This is a genomic window from Nonomuraea sp. NPDC051191 (genome assembly GCF_044455665.1).
In the GTDB taxonomy this organism is placed as follows: Bacteria; Actinomycetota; Actinomycetes; order Streptosporangiales; family Streptosporangiaceae; genus Nonomuraea.
Window position 1 is genome coordinate 90,052 of sequence record NZ_JBITEZ010000020.1, and the last position, 16,164, is coordinate 106,215.

Consider the following 16,164-nt stretch of genomic DNA (forward strand, 5'->3'; position numbering starts at 1 on the left):
CATGTCCGCCGTTCCATCACATCCGCCGCCTGGCGGGTCGAACACCCTTGTGGAGGCACATCCATGACCCGCAACCGTGACCCTCTGGCCGGCGTCTCCGCCATCGCGACGCCGCAGACCCGGCCCATCCCCGGTCGCCCCGACCAGGTTCGGAACGCGGCAGGCGGCCACGTCTTCGCCAAGGACGTGTGGCGCAAGCTGGAGGACTTCCTGATCCTCGGCACCACCGGCGGCACCTACTACGTGGGCGCGGACAAGCTGACCGCCGACAACGCCGGCGTGTTGTTCCAGGCGATCGCCGAGGACGGCCCCCGCGTGGTCGAGCTGCTGACCGCGATCTCCACGGCGCGTCCGCCCCGAGCGCCGAAGCAGCGTCCGGCCCTGTTCGCGCTGGCCGCCTGCTACGCCAAGGGCGACGCCGACACCCGTCAGGCCGCCAAGGTGGCCCTTGCCAAGGTCGCTCGCACGACTGACCATCTGGCCCAGTTCTTCGGCTACTACAAGAACCTGGGCGGTAAGGCGACCGCCCGCGGTGTCGCGCCGACGGCGGGCCGTTCGCTGCGGACCGCGCTGGGCTCGTGGTTCCTGAACGGGACCGCCGACGACGTGGCCTTCAAGGCGTGCAAGGCCCGTCAGCGCAGGACCCCGCAAGGTGAGGCGTTCGACCTGCGCGACGTTCTCCGCATCGCCCACCCGGCAGCGGACGGAGAGCAGCGCAGGACCCTGTTCGGGTGGATCGCCGGCAACGTGGGCGACGAGCGGGCGCGCGAGGCGCTGCCCGCGGTGGACCGGTTCCTGACCGCGAAGGCCGTCACGAGTCCGTCCGAGGCGGTACGGGTCGTGACCGCGGAGAAGGTGCCATGGGAGTTCCTGCCCGACGCCATGCTGCGCGAGCCCGCCGTGTGGGAGGCCCTGATCGAGACGGTCGGCATGACGGCGCTCATCCGTAACCTGGCACGGATGACCCGCCTGGGCACGCTCACGCCGACGGCGGCGGCGACGTCGCGTGCGGTGCTGCGGCTCACCGACCGCCAGGCGGTCCTGCGGGCCCGCATCCACCCCATGGACGCCTGGCTCGCCCTGCGCGTCTACGCCTCCGGGCAGGCTCAGCCGAACCCGCGCGCGGGCCGCCAGACCTGGCATCCCGTCCCGGCCATCCTGGACGCGCTGGAGGAGACGTACGAGGCGGCGTTCGGCACGGTCGAACCGTCCGGGAGGCGACTGCTGGTCGCGGTGGACTCCTCCGGCTCGATGAGCTGGGGCGGCGGCGTCCGGCTGGGCGGTTCGCCGATCGGGTCGCCGTACGAGGTCGGCAACGCCATGGCGGTCATGCTCGCCCGCATCGAGCGCGGCAACGTGCACGTCATCGACGTCGACACCGGCGTCCACGCCTCGAAGGTGACCCCTCGCACCAACCTGCGTGAGATCGCCTCATGGCAGCCGTCCGGCGGTGGCACCGACCTGTCCCTGCCGTTCCGGTGGGCGCGCGAGCAGCGCATGCGGACGGACGGGATCGTCGTCTTCACCGACAACGAGACGTGGGCGGGCCGGGCTCACCCGTCGCAGGAACTGGACGCCTACCGCCGTACCGTGGCCCCGGGGGCCCGCGTGATCGTGGCCGCGATGACCGCGGCGGGTTACTCGATCGGCGACCCCCAGGACGACGGTGTGCTCAACGTGGCAGGCCTGGACGCCTCACTGCCACTGATCGTCAACGGCTTCCTCCGAGGCTGACTGAGTTCTGGCTCCTCCCCAGGGTCCGGCAGCGCCTGCACGAGGTGCTGCCGGACCGGTGCCGAGCGGCGCACGCCCTGAACTTCTCCCGCCGGAAAGGGCGAACTACGGCAAGCCGCAGCTCCGCTGCCTTTCATGGTGGACATGATCTTCGCAGGCGCAGGGAACGCCTGCGGCCAAGAGCGGCACGTGCACGCAGGAGAATCTCATGTCGGTTAATTCGATCTCGCTGGACGACCTGCCGGCCCGTCAGGAACAAGCGGCTCTGCTGTCCACAGTCGAAGCCATATCGGACAAGCCGGGCCACATCAAGGTGACGCCCTACATGCGCGACGCCGGCTGCCTCTGCTCCCACGCCGTCACACTGCCGCGCGAGGAGATCGCGTCCATCACCATCACAGATCAAACGCACGACTGCTGCGGCAAGACCTTGACCGTTGTGTCGGTGATCCGAGCGACCTCATCGGGGGAGGCTCACGCACATTGCACACCTCCTTCATGGGGGTCACGATCCCGTCACTCCATACCTGCGCATGCTGTGGAAAGCGCCGGACGTCCAGGATCGGTCCCAGCAGGTCCGCGCCGCCCAGCGCGCTGCCCGTACCCCGGCTTCGGGCCGTGCTCAGGCGCGGGCGGGCAGGGACCCCAACGAGGAACGACAGGTCCGGCTCACCGCCCAGCGTTTCCTCACCGACCACCTACGCTGCTACCGGCGCCGCTGGTGGCAGCGCCGCACCGCCGTCAACCCGCACTACTGGCCCGGCATCAGCCTCGATCTCACCGGTGCCGTGCTCATCTCCTTCAAGTTGACCTCCTGCCGGATGCATCGGGCGCACTTCAGCGAGGCGCTCTTCCTTGGGGACGCCGACTTCAGGGGGGCGACCTTCACCGGCGATGCCTGGTTCAGCGGGGCGACCTTCACCGGCACCGTCGCGTTCAACACCACGACCTTCACACGCTCGGCCGACTTCAAGGAGGCACGGTTCACCGGTGTCCACGTCTTCTTCAACGGAGCGACCTTCACCGGCGAGGCCACGTTCAACGGAGCGATCTTCGCGAGCCATACCGACTTCGACGGGGCGATCTTCGCCACCTACAGCCGCTTCAATGGGACCGCCTTCACTCGTGGTGCCACGTTCAGTCGGGTGAGCTTCGCTGACAACCCCGGGTTCAACCACACCCGGAACTCGCGCATCTACGTAGCGAATGCGCGGATTGGCAGGCAAGAGTGGGCAACAGCCTCGAACGTGGTGACCGACCCCGCCGATGAAGTACTGAAGCCCACCCAGCCGCCTGACGAGAAGGCCCGCGCTCCCGGAGCACGGCGAGGGGCAAAGTAACTCGCCGGCAACTTAGAGATTCCGGCTCATGACGCCCTCTCCACAGCCGCCTGACGACCTGCCGTCCGCCGCCCGGGCCCGCGGCCGGATCGGGGGCCGGCCCACCGTGGTCAGGCCTGAACTGCTGCGGGCGGCCCGTACCCGCTGCCCAACCCTGAGCGCTCCATCACCTCGATCGCGCGCCTGCTCGGCGTGAGCCCCGGCACGCTCTGCAACCACCAGCCGACCGGCGGCGCTGGATCCGATAAGCCGCTGGATCTCCGGCATATGATCATGCGCCTATGAGCGACATCACCGAACCCGCGATCGCCCGGGTGGACGTCGTGCGCGAGACCCTCCACGGCCTCACACTCGAAGACCCCTACCGGTGGATGGAAACCGAAGGCGAGGAGTTCCACCACTGGCTGGACGGCCAGGCCAGGCACGCCCGCGAGCACCTGGACGCCCTGCCGCACCGCGCCGGCCTGCTGACCCGGATCCGCGAACTGGACAGCGCGCTCACGCGGCACTTCGGCCTGGCGATGGCAGCCGACAAGGTCTTCGCCCTGGTACGCGAGCCGGACGCCCGCGTACCGGTGCTGACGGTGACCGAGGCCGACGGAGCGAGCAGGGTCCTGTTCGACCCCGGCACGGTGCCCGGCGACGGGCATCACACCATCGACTGGTACGTGCCCTCCCCCGACGGCCGCCACGTCGCCTGCGCCGTCTCCGACTCCGGGTCGGAGGACAGCTCCATCCACGTGATCGACGCCGACTCGGGGGTTCTCCGGGAGACGATCCCGCCCACGACCCGTTTCGCCTTCCTGAGCTGGCTGGAGGACGGCCGGTCGTTCGTCTACCACCGCTACGCGGAGCAGCACCGCTTGGACAGCCGCTCCTTCCTGCATCGGCTGGGCGCCGACCCGGCGCAGGACACGGTGGTGTTGGCCCGCGGCCTCAACCCCCACGTCGAGCTGACCCCGCGGGACCGGCCTTTCCTGGTGGTGCCGCCGCACGGCGAGTGGATGCTGGCGATCGTCTCCCACAGCGCGCTCAGCCCCTGGCCCTGGACCAGCGAGCAGCTGAGCGACTGCACGGTGTACGTGGCGCCGCGCGCCGGGCTGGCCGACCCGGCCGCCTGCCCGTGGCGGAAGGTCGCGGGCGCAGCCGACGGCGTAACCGCCTTCGCCACCAGCCACGACACCCTCTACCTGGTCTCCCATCGGGACGCACCGCGCTCCCGCGTGCTGGCCGTTCCGCTTGCCGCACCCGATCTGTCCCGAGCCCGAGTGGTCGTACCCGCAGGTGAGCGGGTGGTGGAGTCGGTGCGGGTGGTGGGCGACCGGCTGCTGGTGCGCGATCTCGACGGCGGCGTCAGCCGGGTACGGCACGTACCCCTGTCCGGCGGCGAACCCGCCGACCTCCCGATGCCGGTGGACGGCGCCATCGTGGAGTGGACCACCCACCCGACGCGGCCCGAAGCCCTGCTGCTGGTGGCCGGCTGGACCCACGCGCCGCGGCTCTACCGCTACGACGGCCGGTCACTCCAGGACACCGGGCTGGCGCCCCGCTCACCGGTGCACTTCGGCGACGTGCACGTCCGTACTCTGCACGTGCCCGCGAGGGACGGGACGCCGATCCCGCTCACCGTCATCCACCACAAAGACCTGAAGCTGGACGGCGACCACCCGGCCGTGCTCACCGGCCACGGCTCCGGCGGGCTCATCGACCTGCCGGAGTTCCGTCCCGAGATGCTCGCCTGGTACGAGCGTGGCGGCGTCTACGCCGTCGCGCACCTGCGCGGTGGCGGCGCCTACGGCCGCGAGTGGCACGAGGCCGGGCGCGGCGAGCGCAAGGAGGCCACCATCACGGACTTCATCGACTGCGCCGAGCATCTCATCGCCCTCGGCTACACCCGTCCGGGTCGGCTGGCCGGCGAGGGCATCAGCGCCGGCGGCATCCCCACCGGCGGCGCGTTGGTGCGGCGCCCCGATCTGTGGGCGGCCATGGCGATGCGGGTGCCGACGGTGAACGCCACCCGCAACGAGTTCACCGAGAGCGGGCCGATCAACGTGCCCGAGTTCGGCAGCGTCACCACTGAGGAGGGCCTGCGTGCCCTCCTGATCATCGATGCCTACCTGCGGGTCCGGGACGGCGTGCCGTACCCGGCGGTGCTGCTGACCACCGGCCTGCGCGACGCGCGGGTGCCGCCGTGGCAGCCGGCGAAGCTGGCCGCCCGCCTGCAGGCGGCCACCGCCTCCGGCCGGCCGGTGCTGATGCGCGTCGAGGAGCACGGCGGGCACGGCGCCGGCTCGGACCGAGACCAGGAGCAGGCCCTGCTCGCCGATGTGCTGGCCTTCATCCTGCACGCGTCCGACGGGTCATGACGACGACAGACCTGTCAGGTACGGCACGCGCACGCCCCCTCAGCCACGTCGCGGCCCGGTCGATCCCGGGCTGTGTGTGACGCTCAACCTCCATCCCGACCGCCCGGTGGGCGAGTCGGCGATCCTCGACAGGCCGGCAAGGACGGCGTCTACCGGTCCCGGTTCGTCACTGAGACCGGCAACGGCGGCCTGACCGCCCACCCCGGCGGGGACAGGTGGCCCTGAGAGGGCCGCATCTTCGCGCGGGCGCCGACGACGAGGCGCCGCGCGACAAGGTTGAGCAGGCCGCCACCGCATGGGTGGCGGCGCGCCGTCACGACGTCGTCTACCACGGCAAAGCCGTCAAAGGTCGCGGTGACGAGGATCAGGAGGAGCAGAAGATGCGGTCGGGCGACGCCGGTGAGGGCATCGACAGGGCAGGTGCTTGAGCCAGTCAGAGCGCACCGGCGTGAACAGGCGTCTGACGTGGCGTGGTGCCCTGCCGGCTGTCGCAGCCGGACGGCAGGTCGTCGAGGGGAAGGCCCTGAGAGGCGGTGAGGACGGGCCGCCTGGGCGAAACCTGGCGCGGGTGCACAGAGGGCAGGGTCGGACGGTCGCGTCCGGGTCCAGTTCATGCAAGTCCGGAGCCCGCTCGCCTCACCTGGGACCGTTTGCCCAAATATGAGCGCCAGCCCCTATTTGTCGCCGAATATCTGAAATGATTGCTTTTTTATTTGCCTTTCGATACTCCTTACCTTCCACAGAAAACTCGCGCGCTTTATCGCTACATCGAAGGGGGTACCTCAAACGCGCAACCATTTAGGGCCAGCTCTTGGCCCCTTTCGTTCGAATCCGGCATCTTCAGGGGAAACACGTGGCTCAACACCAGAGCGGGCGCGCTTCGCACCCACTCAGCATCACACGTACGCTGGCGTTCGCCGTTGCCGCTACGGCGACCAGCGCACTCACGGCTCTTTCCATTCCAGCGCCGGCCTCTGCCGACGTCCAGACGACATCGGTCGTCAGCGGTCACGGCCTCGCGGATGCCAAGGTCGCGAAAGCAAACCATCGCTCCTTCCCCCTCGGGGTGGACGACGACAACGCTGTCGCGATCGACTCGGCCTTCCAGGGGGACCCGGAGGACGAGGAGAGGCCCCCGACCAAGTTCGTGGGGGTCGTTCGGGAGGACAAGGTACTGATCAGGGATCCGCGGTCGACCCCACGGTGGCACGACCTGTCCTCGCGGCTGCCCAGGAACTTCGGCCGCCTGGTCGACATCACTCTGGCTGCGCCCGACGAGGGGACGACAGTGCACGTCACCGTGCTCAACGCACACTCCCGCATAGCGCAGAGCACGTGCGCCGTCTTCCCGCCTCCGGGCACCATGACGACGCGGCCCTGGCCTGCCAACTGCAGCCCCTTCGTCGACATCACGCCGCCCGCCTGAGTCGACCGGATCTGATCCGCTGACGCCACTTGCCGTGCCCTGGAACGTCCGGGGCACGGCATTCACGTTTACCTCTGTGGTGGCGGGCGTGCACGGCGTGCCGGGCTGCCTGGGCCTGTAGACGATGCGGCGGGTGGCCTGCTCGATCTTCTCAGGCGCCCTGTCGGCAGAGCGGTTTGCACGGCGCCGAGGGGCACGGAACGCGCCCCGGGCCGGAACGCCTTCCGCCGTCGGCGGGCCGCTCTGCGACATCTGCACTCGGGATCCTGGACGCGGAGCAGACCCGCGGCGAACCCCTGATCCACGACCTGACGAAGGATCGCCCCGGCGCCGCATGAGGTCGGCGCCGGGGCGATCCTGTCAGGAGGTGGGGGTGAGGACCCTGGCTCGTGCTTGGGCGGCGACGGCCTGCGCCGCATCCGCCGTCGACACGGTCGTCATCGCCCTGTCCCTGGCCACGCCCCTGGACGCGGCCAAACTAGAACGGCTGCTCGCCCTGGCCTGGGAGAGCGGAGCACAGCCGTTGATCGTCTTGACCAAGGCGGACCTGGCCGCCGATCCCGAGGGTGTCCAAGCCGAGGCCGGCGCGCTGGCACCCGGTGTGGACATCCTGGTCACCAGCGTCGCCACTGGTCACAACATCGACGTACTGGCCGCGATGATGCACGGCACCACCGTGCTGCTCGGCCCCTCGGGCGCGGGCAAGTCCACCCTCGGCAACACGCTGCTCGGCGAGGAACTGCTGGCCACCGGAACGGTACGAGAGCAGGACGGCAAGGGCCGCCACACCACCGTCCGCCGCGAGCTGCTCCCCCTGCCCGGCGGCGGGGTCCTCATCGACACGCCCGGCCTGCGCGGGATCAGCCTGCACGACGCCGCCGACGGCCTGGAGCAGGTCTTCGCCGAGATCGAAGAACTCGCCGCGTATTGCCGCTTCGGCGATTGCTCCCACGACACCGAGCCAGGATGTGCGGTGCAGGCCGCCATCCAGGCGGGTGAACTGCCCGAACGTCGCCTGCACAGCTACCGCAAACTGCAACGGGAGAACGCCTGGGCGGCCTCACGTACCGATGCACGGCTGCGCGAAGAGCGCGACAACCAGAAGAAGGCCATCACCAGTCACCCAGCTCCCTGCCCGGCCGGATGATGCCGATCCCGGCCGACGGCGGCTACCCGGACGCCGCCCACGTCGTCGCCTACCTCACCGACTACGAGCAGCGTTACCGGCTGCCGATCGTCCGCCCGGCCGCCGTGCGGGCCGTGCGGCGCGCCGGCCCGAACCTGGCCGTGGACAGCAGCGCCGGCACCTGGCACGCCCGGATCGTGGTCAGCGCCACGGGCACCTGGTGGCGTCCCTACGTGCCGCACTACCCCGGCATCGGTGACTTCCGTGGCGAGCAGTTGCACACCGCCGGCTACCGCGGCCCCGGGCCCTTCCGCGACCGTCGGGTGCTGGTCGTGGGCGGCGGCAACTCCGCCGCGCAGATCCTCGCCGAGCTCTCCCGGGTCGCCCCGACCACCTGGGCGACGCTGCGCCAGCCCCGGCTGCTGCCCGACGAGATCGACGGCCGCGCCTTGTTCGACCTGGCCACCCGCCGCCACCCCGCTACGGCTGCGCGGCCCCGGCGGCGCGATTCCCACCGACGGCACCCGCGCCCTGGCCGAACCGCGCCTGCACCTGCTCGGCTACGGCGACTGGACCGGCCCCGCCTCGGCCACCCTCATCGGCGCCGACCGCACCGCCCGGCAACTGGCCGCAGAGGTCATCGCCCAGCTTTAGGCGCACGCACTACGGTGTCATTCACCGTTGATTCGACCTTCGTCTATCTTGACGTACATCTAAGCAGCGTGAGATCGTGGCTCCTGATTCGACATACATCTAAGTGTTGATGGTCTCGACCTCACACAGGCAGAAGGGCAACCACCATGACGACGAACCAGACCAGCGGCGGCTTCATCGGCGACCTGGCAGAGGCCTTCGTCCCGCCCGCCGCCGGCGGCTGCTGCGGAGCTCCTGCCTCCCCCTCCGTGGCCAGTGACACGGCCCAGCAGGCAGATGCAGCCGCCACCGCCTGCTGCGGCAGCACGTCCGCCACGCAGCAGGCCACCCAGGCGGGCTGCTGCGGTCAGGCGCCGGCGTCGGCCGCCATCCCGGCCGTAGAGGCAGCCTCCACCGGCTGCTGCGGATGACCTCCACCATGCCGGACCTCCCTCAGGCGCCCGGCCTGGCCGCCGTCGTGGAGCGGGTGTCGGCGGCGCGGATGCAGGCCACGGTGCACGAGCTGGCCCGCGACCACTACGCCGGGCGGCGCGTGGGCACGCCCGGAGGCCGCGCCGCCGCCGCCTGGCTCGCCGAGCGGCTGCGCGAGCTGGGCGCCGAGGTCGCACTCGACTCCTTCCCCGTCGCCGACGTGCGGGAGCTGTATGCCACCCCGGTGCTCGAATGGAACGCAGGCGGCCAGGTGCTGCGCCTGGAGCACCGCCGGGACTTCGTCGAGCACCTCGCCTCGGCTGAGTTGCCGGAGCCACGCACCGCGCCGCTGGCCGCCGCCTCCGAGGCCGACCTGCACGGCCGATGGGTGCTGGCCGAGGCCGGAGACTGGGCGCAGGCGTGCGAACGAGCCGAGGCCCACGGCGCGGCCGGAGTACTGACCGCGCGCGGCACCGACGCCGAGGGGTGGATGCCCAAGATGATCGCCGGACCGGCCACCCGCGGCGTCCCGATCATCGCCCTGCGCATCGACCGGCACGCCCGCCTGGCCGACATGCCGGCCGCCGGCCCGGTGCAGGTGACCGGGTCGATGCCGCTCCGGCAGATCTCCGCGGACGGCCACAACGTCCACGCCCGCTTCCCTGCCTTCTCCCACGCCAGGGGCGCGGGGACCGGGCCGCGGGTACTGCTGACCGCGCACTACGACGGCGTCGGCGATGACCCCGGCCAGCGCATGCCGGCAGCCGCCGACAACGCCTCCGGCGTGGCCGCCGTCCTGGAGGCCGCCCGCGTCCTGACAGCAGACCCGGCCATCCAGGCCGAGCTGTCGGTGGCCTTCCTGGACGCCGAGGAGAGCGGGGCATGGGGCTCGGCCCACCACGCGCCCGCCCTGCCGCCCGACACGCTGGTGATCAACCTCGACGGCGCCGCGCAGCTGCATCAGGCCGCCTCCGTCGAGGCCGGCGGTCCCGCCCACGCCCTGCTGGCCACTCTCGATCAGGCAGCCCGCCTGGCCGGCGTGCCGCTGCGAGCGGGCGCGATGGCGTCTGACAACCGCCGCTACGCCGCCGCCGGGCTGGCCGCGATCGGCATCGGCATGGGCATGCCTGGCTACCAGACCCCCGCCGAAACCCCCGACCGCGTCGAGGCAGACACCCTCGTGGCGGCCGCGCGACTGCTGGTCGCCTCGGTCGGACTGCTGGCCGTCCAGGCCTCGGTCTGATCAGCTCACGATGGCCTACCCAGGCGGAGGTTGTGGTGCTCAGGTGCCGCCGGCCGATGATCGGGCGGCGGCTTGCTGGGTGAAGTGCTCAGCCAGGGCGGTCATCTTGCCCAGATAGCGGGCGGCCAGTTGCAGGTGGGTGTAGGCCGTGTCCTCATCGACGGCTTGCCCGCGCGGGTGGCCGGCCTCGTTGCGGTGGCTGGCAGCCGGTGGCTGCCCGGATGGCCTGGGGCAGGTAGGCGTCGTGGAAGCGGGTGTCAGCGCGCGGGATGGCCATCAGTCTGAGGACCTGGCTACGGATCTGCATCCCGACACAGTAGCCAGCCGATTGCCGTCCGTACCGGCCTGAAGCGGGCAGTGGCCACCCTCTCTCGGCGAGAGCGGCCACCACCGTCGTTCATCTCGGCTGCTCAGCTTGGCAGCAACTCGCTGAGCAGCTTCTCCACTCGTAGGCGGATGTCGTCCCGGATGGCTCGGACGGCGTCGATGCCCTGCCCAGCCGGGTCGTCGAGCTGCCAGTCCTCATACCGCTTGCCGGGGAAGATCGGGCAGGCGTCCCCGCAGCCCATCGTGATGACCACGTCGGAGGCTTGGACTGCGTCGACGGACAGGACCTTGGGCCGGGCGGTGGTGATGTCGATGCCGACCTCGGCCATGGCCTCCACAGCGACCGGGGCGACCTGGTCGGCGGGCGCGGAACCGGCCGAGCGGACCTCGACGCGGTCGCCTGCCAGGTGGGTGAGCCATCCTGCGGCCATCTGGGAGCGTCCGGCGTTGTGCACGCAGACGAACAGGACTGACGGCTTACCGGTGATGGTCTCGGGGGCGTGCTCAGGCACGGGCGGGCTCCTCGGCGGTGGGGCGGAACAGGCGGCGGCCGGCCAGGCTGACGTAGACCAGGGCGACCAGGACGGGAACCTCGATGAGCGGGCCGACCACTCCGGCCAGGGCCTGGCCGGAGGTGACGCCGAAGACGCCGACCGCCACGGCGATGGCCAGCTCGAAGTTGTTCCCGGCGGCGGTGAAGGCCAGCGTGGTCGAGCGCTCGTAGCCCAGGCCGATCAGCTTGCCGGCCAGGAACGACCCACCCCACATGAGCGCGAAGTAGGCCAGCAGCGGCAGCGCGATCCGGGCCACGTCGCCGGGACGGGAGGTGATCGTGCCGCCTTGCAGGGCGAACAGGATGACGATGGTGAACAGCAGCCCGTACAGGGCCAGCGGGCCGACCTTGGGCAGGAAACGGGTCTCGTACCAGTCCCGGCCGCGGGCGCGTTCGCCGAGCTTGCGGGAGGCGTAGCCGGCGACCAGTGGGATGCCGAGGAAGATGAGCACGTACTGGGCGATGTCGAAGGCCGAGACCTCCAGCGCGGACTGAGCGAGGCCGAGCCAGCTGGGCAGCACCTGCAGGTAGAACCAGCCCAGTGCGCCGAAGGCGACCACCTGGAAGACCGAGTTGAGTGCCACCAGGACGGCGGCGGCCTCGCGGTCGCCGCAGGCCAGGTCGTTCCAGATGAGGACCATGGCGATGCACCGGGCGAGCCCGACGATGATCAGGCCAGTGCGGTACTCGGGCAGGTCGGGCAGGAAGGTCCAGGCCAGCGCGAACATGACGGCCGGGCCGAGCAGCCAGTTCAGGACCAGGGAGGTCAGCAGCAGGCGGCGGTCGCCGGTGACGGTGCCCAGGCGGTCGTAGCGGACCTTGGCCAGCACCGGGTACATCATCAGCAGCAGCCCGAGGGCGATCGGCAGCGAGATCTCGCCGACCTTCACCGCTTCCAGCGCGGTGTTCAGCCCCGGCACGAGCCGTCCGAGCAGCAGCCCGGCGGCCATGGCCGCGATGATCCACACAGGCAGGAACCGGTCGAGCGTGGACAGGCCGGCGATGACACCCTGCGCGGGCGCGGCGGCCGCTGGCGCCGATGACGCCGGAGTGGGGGAAGAGGACATCAGGCTTGCTCCTCAGACGGTGGCGGGCACGTCGAGCAGGGCCGACAGCTCACCCAGCGTCTCGGGCACCAGCCGGTAGTACACCCAGGAGGCACGCCGCTCCGAGGTCAGCAGCCCGACCTCCTTGAGCACCTTCAGGTGGTGGCTGATGGTCGGCTGGGACAGCTCGAACGCGCCGGTGATGTCGCACACGCACACCTCACCGCCGGCGCGACTGGCCACGATCGACAGGATGCGCAGACGCACCGGATCGCCCAGCGCCTTGAACACCCGCGCCACCCCGGCCGCCTGCTCGGCGTCCAGCGGCTCGCGGGCCAGCGGCGGGCTGCACTCCAGGATCTCCAGCAGTTCCATCCACTGCCCTTCCGTATAGACATTCATCGAAATAGGTACCTGTCTATATTGACATCTGCCGATGTGTGCTCCGCACGCGAGGGCGGCAGGCATCAGAGGGCGGGGATCTCCAGGTCGGCCAGCAGGGTGCGGACCCGGCGCTCGATGTCGTCGCGGATGGGGCGGATCTGCTCGACCGCCTTGCCGTCGGGGTCGTCCAGGTCCCAGTTCAGGTAGCGCTTGCTCGGGTAGACCGGGCAGGCGTCGCCGCAGCCCATGGTGACCACCACGTCGGCGGCCTGGACGATCTCGCTCGTCCACGGCTTGGGGAACTCGCCGGTGATGTCGATGCCGCGCTCGTGCATCACCTCCACGACGGCCGCATTGATCAGCTCGCCGGGCTCGGTGCCGCCGGACCAGCCGAGCGCGCGCTGCCCGGCCAGGTGGGTGAAGAAGCCGAGCGCCATCTGCGAGCGGCCGGCGTTGTGCACGCACAGGAACAGCACGATCGGCACGCCGGCGTCGTCCTTGCCCTCGACGCGGGCCAGCGCGCGCAGCTGCTGGCGGGCGAACCGCTCGGCCAGCAGTGGCAGGTAGTTGGCGATGACGGCGCGGCCGGCGAACTGGTCGTAGCTGCTGTGCAGGAACCGCTCGATGGTCTCGGTGCCGAAGGTGCCGGTGAACTCCTCGGCGAGGGTGCGGGCTGCGGTGAGCAGGGCGTGCTGCTGATCGGTGGTCAGATCGGCGTGTCGGTAGGTGCTGTCCATGAAGGGCTCCGGCGGCGTCGCTCATATCGACGGCTGTCGATTTCGATGTACGTCGATATTGGCAGCCGTCGATGTCGTGAGGGTGAACGCCGGGCCGACAGCGAGTCCTTGCGAGCCCTTGCGGGCTCTCAGGCGCCGACCAGAGTGCTGCGGCGTTCGATCATCAGCACGTCACGCCACACTCCGTGGTGGCGGCCGACGCGCTCGCGGGTGCCCACGACGCGGAAGCCGAGCGCCTGGTGCAGGCTCAGGCTGGCGGCGTTCTCGGCGAAGACGCCGGACTGGATCGTCCAGACGCCGGCGTCCTCGGCGGCGGCGATGAACGCCGCCAGCAGCGCCCGGCCGATGCCGTGGGCCTGGCATCCGGGATGGACGTAGATGCTGTGCTCGACCACACCCGCATACACCGGACGGGACGAGACCGCCGAGGCGGCCACCCAGCCGAGCACCTCGCCAGAGTCGGTATCCACCGCCACGTACCGCAGGTGCGACAGCCGGCTCGCGGTGAACCCCTCCCAGCTGGGCGCGGTGGTCTCGAAGCTGGCCTGGCCGGTGTCCAGCCCGGCCTGATAGATGGCCAGCACCTGTTCGGCGTCGCTGTCGCGCATCGGCCGGATCTCCAGGCCAGGCCCGATGGCAGGCTTGACGGCCCGGACGATGGCCGAGTGCACCCCGTCGCCGTGATCGGCGGTCAGCGTGATGGCGATCTGGACGAAGCCGGCCTCGATCAGCAGGTCCCGGTACTCCTGCACGGTGAGCGACCCGGCCGCGCAGCCGATGCGCTGCTCGGCCCGCTGACGCGCCTGCTCGTCCAGCACCCGTGCGGTGACGACGTCACTGACGCCGAACCGGCCACCCGGTCGCAGCACCCGGAACGCCTCGGCCAGCACCGCCGCCTTGTCATCGGACAGGTTGATCACACAGTTGGAGATGACCACGTCGACCGTGTGGCCGGGCAGCGGGATCGCTTCGATCGTGCCGTGCAGGAAGCGCACGTTGGACGCGCCCGCCTGTCCGGCGTTGCGCTGGGCCAGGTCCACCATGGCAGAGCTGGCGTCCAGACCGAAGACGGTGCCGTGCGGGCCGACCCGGCGGGCCGACAGCAGCACGTCGATGCCGCCACCGGACCCGAGATCGAGCACCGTCTCACCGGCACGCAGCTCGGCGACGGCGACCGGGTTGCCACATCCCAGGCTGGCCCGCACCGCCCCCTCGGGCAGCACGGTCAGGTCGCCGTAGCCCGCCGGACCGAAGCCGCCCTGCTCGAACGCCTCCTGCCGGCAGTCGGCGATCGTCCGCCCGGCGTCCGCGGCACGGGCCAGGGCCGAGTAGCGGTCGATGATCTCGTCGTGCGCCATGGCGAAGCTCCTTCACTCGCAGGTGGGCGCGGCCGGCACGGGCTTGCCCATGACCACGTCCGCGGCGGTCGGGAAACAGCTCACGCAGTTCTCGTTGATCCGGTACAGGCTGGAGGTGCCCTGCCGCTCCACCAGCACGAACCGCACCTCGGCCAGGATCTTCAGGTGGTGCGACACCGTGGACTGCCCCACCCCGGACGCGGCCACGATCTCGCCCACGCTCATCGGCGCGCGCCGCCGGGCCAGCAGCGACACGATCTGGATGCGAGTGGCGTCGGCCAGGGCCTTGAACCAGCTCGCGTACTCTTCGGCCTCCGCGCGGGGCAGAGGCTCCCGCTCCTCATTCATCGTCAATCGACGATAGTCGATATACAGGAGCCGGGGGAAGCCCGCAGGGCGACCATCATCGGAGATGGCGGCGATCAGGTTCCGGCCGGAACTCCGCCATCATCGGCCAAGATCCGGTAGACACTGGCCACCGAAGGATGCTGGCCCTTATTCTTCCCGGTGGGGATGACCAGCTTGCGGGCGATGTCAGGCACCGCCACACCGCGGGCACGCAGCGACCGCGCATAAGCGATCATGCCGTCGTCGAACACCTTGGGACGGCCGCCGTGCCGGCCGCGCTCGCGAGCGGAGGCCTGGCCTTCGAGGGACTTCTCCCGGATGTACTCCCGCTCGGACTCGGCCATCCCGGCGAAGAAGGCGAACAACGCCGCCCCGTGCCCTGAGGGGTTGTAGATCCCCTGCAGCGGGCCGAGCAGCAGCTCCAGCTCGATGTCGTGGCGCCGTAGGTCCTCGGCGATGGCGAGCAACTCGGCGGCGCCCCGGCCCAGGCGCTTCATCTCGTGCACCGTGACGATCACGCGCTGGGCGGGACCGCTCGTTTGATGGTGCGGGCATAGTCCATCGCGTTGGCGAACTCCGGCCGCACTTTGATGCGCGTGCTGATCTTCTCGGCGAAGATCGGTTCGCAGCCCGCCTCCTTCAGGGCGTCAAGCTGGCCGTCCAGCTCCTGCTGCGCCGTGCTGCACCGGGCGTAGCCGACCCGGGTCGGCCTGGCCGAAGCCGCCGGCACCATGTGCCGTACGGGGAGGTTGCCTTTGCGGGGCGGGGCGGACACCGCACCGGTCGCAGGCCACCCAGTGGACCGCGTCGGTGCTGGGCGGGGTCGGCCCGTACTCGTCGACCACAGGCTTGTGGCCACGGAGTCGGCACCAGAGCATGAGGCGCGGCACCTGGTGCGCCCAGAACCCGCGGTGAACAAGCATGCCGCGCTGGCGGCCGTCCCGCTTGAGGTAGTCGGTCGAGTGCCACCACATGATCAGGTCTCCGAGGGGTGAGAGGTGTCAGGCGCAGGGCAGCCAGTGCCAGGTGCCGGGCTGGTCGCCCTTGACGCGAAGGTTCGCGAACAGCCTTTACCCGTCTTGCCCGAAATGCCCCGTTTTGCGTGCTCCCG

General features: G+C 70.6%; 17 protein-coding genes. 9 read left to right on the forward strand and 8 right to left on the reverse strand.

The features are described from left to right. Positions 1-63: 63 nt before the first annotated feature. The 9 genes from ACIA8R_RS43565 to ACIA8R_RS43605 all read left to right on the forward strand — a co-directional run bounded on the left by ACIA8R_RS43565 (position 64) and on the right by ACIA8R_RS43605 (position 10,300). Entirely contained in the window at positions 64-1,734 is a 1,671-nt protein-coding gene (locus ACIA8R_RS43565) for a TROVE domain-containing protein (protein WP_397043494.1), read from the forward strand. Positions 1,735-2,267: 533 nt separating this feature from the next. After that, positions 2,268-3,074, forward strand: a complete 807-nt coding sequence (locus ACIA8R_RS43570; protein WP_397043496.1) for a pentapeptide repeat-containing protein — start codon at positions 2,268-2,270, stop codon at positions 3,072-3,074. Positions 3,075-3,355: 281 nt separating this feature from the next. Further along, on the forward strand, positions 3,356-5,440 hold the full coding sequence (locus ACIA8R_RS43575; protein ID WP_397043498.1) for a prolyl oligopeptidase family serine peptidase: 2,085 nt from the start codon (positions 3,356-3,358) through the stop codon (positions 5,438-5,440). Between the two features lie 215 nt (positions 5,441-5,655). After that, a complete protein-coding gene (locus ACIA8R_RS43580) occupies positions 5,656-5,868 on the forward strand; it encodes a hypothetical protein (RefSeq protein ID WP_397043500.1) in 213 nt (70 codons plus the stop codon). Between the two features lie 425 nt (positions 5,869-6,293). After that, on the forward strand, positions 6,294-6,866 hold the full coding sequence (locus ACIA8R_RS43585) for a hypothetical protein (protein WP_397043502.1): 573 nt from the start codon (positions 6,294-6,296) through the stop codon (positions 6,864-6,866). 373 nt (positions 6,867-7,239) lie between these two features. Then, positions 7,240-8,013, forward strand: coding sequence for a ribosome small subunit-dependent GTPase A (gene rsgA, locus ACIA8R_RS43590; protein WP_397043504.1), 774 nt, complete (start codon positions 7,240-7,242; stop codon positions 8,011-8,013). After that, positions 8,010-8,756 (forward strand): NAD(P)-binding domain-containing protein, encoded by a 747-nt coding sequence (locus ACIA8R_RS43595; protein ID WP_397043506.1) that lies wholly within the window; start codon positions 8,010-8,012, stop codon positions 8,754-8,756. The genes rsgA and ACIA8R_RS43595 overlap by 4 nt, the downstream gene beginning before the upstream one ends. A 36-nt stretch (positions 8,757-8,792) precedes the next feature. Continuing rightward, positions 8,793-9,056, forward strand: coding sequence for a hypothetical protein (locus tag ACIA8R_RS43600; protein ID WP_397043507.1), 264 nt, complete (start codon positions 8,793-8,795; stop codon positions 9,054-9,056). Positions 9,057-9,064: 8 nt separating this feature from the next. Continuing rightward, on the forward strand, positions 9,065-10,300 hold the full coding sequence (locus ACIA8R_RS43605) for a M28 family metallopeptidase (RefSeq protein ID WP_397043509.1): 1,236 nt from the start codon (positions 9,065-9,067) through the stop codon (positions 10,298-10,300). Positions 10,301-10,710: 410 nt separating this feature from the next. Here ACIA8R_RS43605 and ACIA8R_RS43610 read toward each other — a convergent pair whose 3' ends face one another. From ACIA8R_RS43610 to ACIA8R_RS43645, 8 genes are all read right to left on the reverse strand, one after another. Continuing rightward, positions 10,711-11,139 carry an arsenate reductase ArsC gene (locus ACIA8R_RS43610; protein WP_397043511.1) on the reverse strand — a complete coding sequence of 143 codons (429 nt, stop codon included), beginning with the start codon at positions 11,137-11,139 and terminating at the stop codon, positions 10,711-10,713. After that, positions 11,132-12,247 carry an ACR3 family arsenite efflux transporter gene (gene arsB / locus ACIA8R_RS43615; protein WP_397043513.1) on the reverse strand — a complete coding sequence of 372 codons (1,116 nt, stop codon included), beginning with the start codon at positions 12,245-12,247 and terminating at the stop codon, positions 11,132-11,134. The genes ACIA8R_RS43610 and arsB overlap by 8 nt, the downstream gene beginning before the upstream one ends. Positions 12,248-12,259: 12 nt before the next feature. Continuing rightward, positions 12,260-12,601 (reverse strand): metalloregulator ArsR/SmtB family transcription factor, encoded by a 342-nt coding sequence (locus tag ACIA8R_RS43620; RefSeq protein ID WP_357997322.1) that lies wholly within the window; start codon positions 12,599-12,601, stop codon positions 12,260-12,262. Between the two features lie 92 nt (positions 12,602-12,693). After that, the gene (locus ACIA8R_RS43625; RefSeq protein ID WP_397043515.1) at positions 12,694-13,347 is read right to left on the reverse strand and encodes an arsenate reductase ArsC; all 654 of its coding nucleotides are present in this window, start codon (positions 13,345-13,347) and stop codon (positions 12,694-12,696) included. Positions 13,348-13,475: 128 nt separating this feature from the next. Next, complete coding sequence (locus tag ACIA8R_RS43630) at positions 13,476-14,705, reverse strand: GNAT family N-acetyltransferase (RefSeq protein ID WP_397043517.1); 1,230 nt, start codon at positions 14,703-14,705, stop codon at positions 13,476-13,478. Positions 14,706-14,717: 12 nt separating this feature from the next. Further along, positions 14,718-15,053, reverse strand: coding sequence for an ArsR/SmtB family transcription factor (locus tag ACIA8R_RS43635; protein WP_397043518.1), 336 nt, complete (start codon positions 15,051-15,053; stop codon positions 14,718-14,720). Between the two features lie 74 nt (positions 15,054-15,127). Further along, entirely contained in the window at positions 15,128-15,550 is a 423-nt protein-coding gene (locus ACIA8R_RS43640) for a recombinase family protein (protein WP_397043520.1), read from the reverse strand. Positions 15,551-15,567: 17 nt separating this feature from the next. After that, positions 15,568-15,828 (reverse strand): recombinase family protein, encoded by a 261-nt coding sequence (locus tag ACIA8R_RS43645; protein ID WP_397043522.1) that lies wholly within the window; start codon positions 15,826-15,828, stop codon positions 15,568-15,570. Between the last annotated feature and the right edge of the window lie 336 nt (positions 15,829-16,164).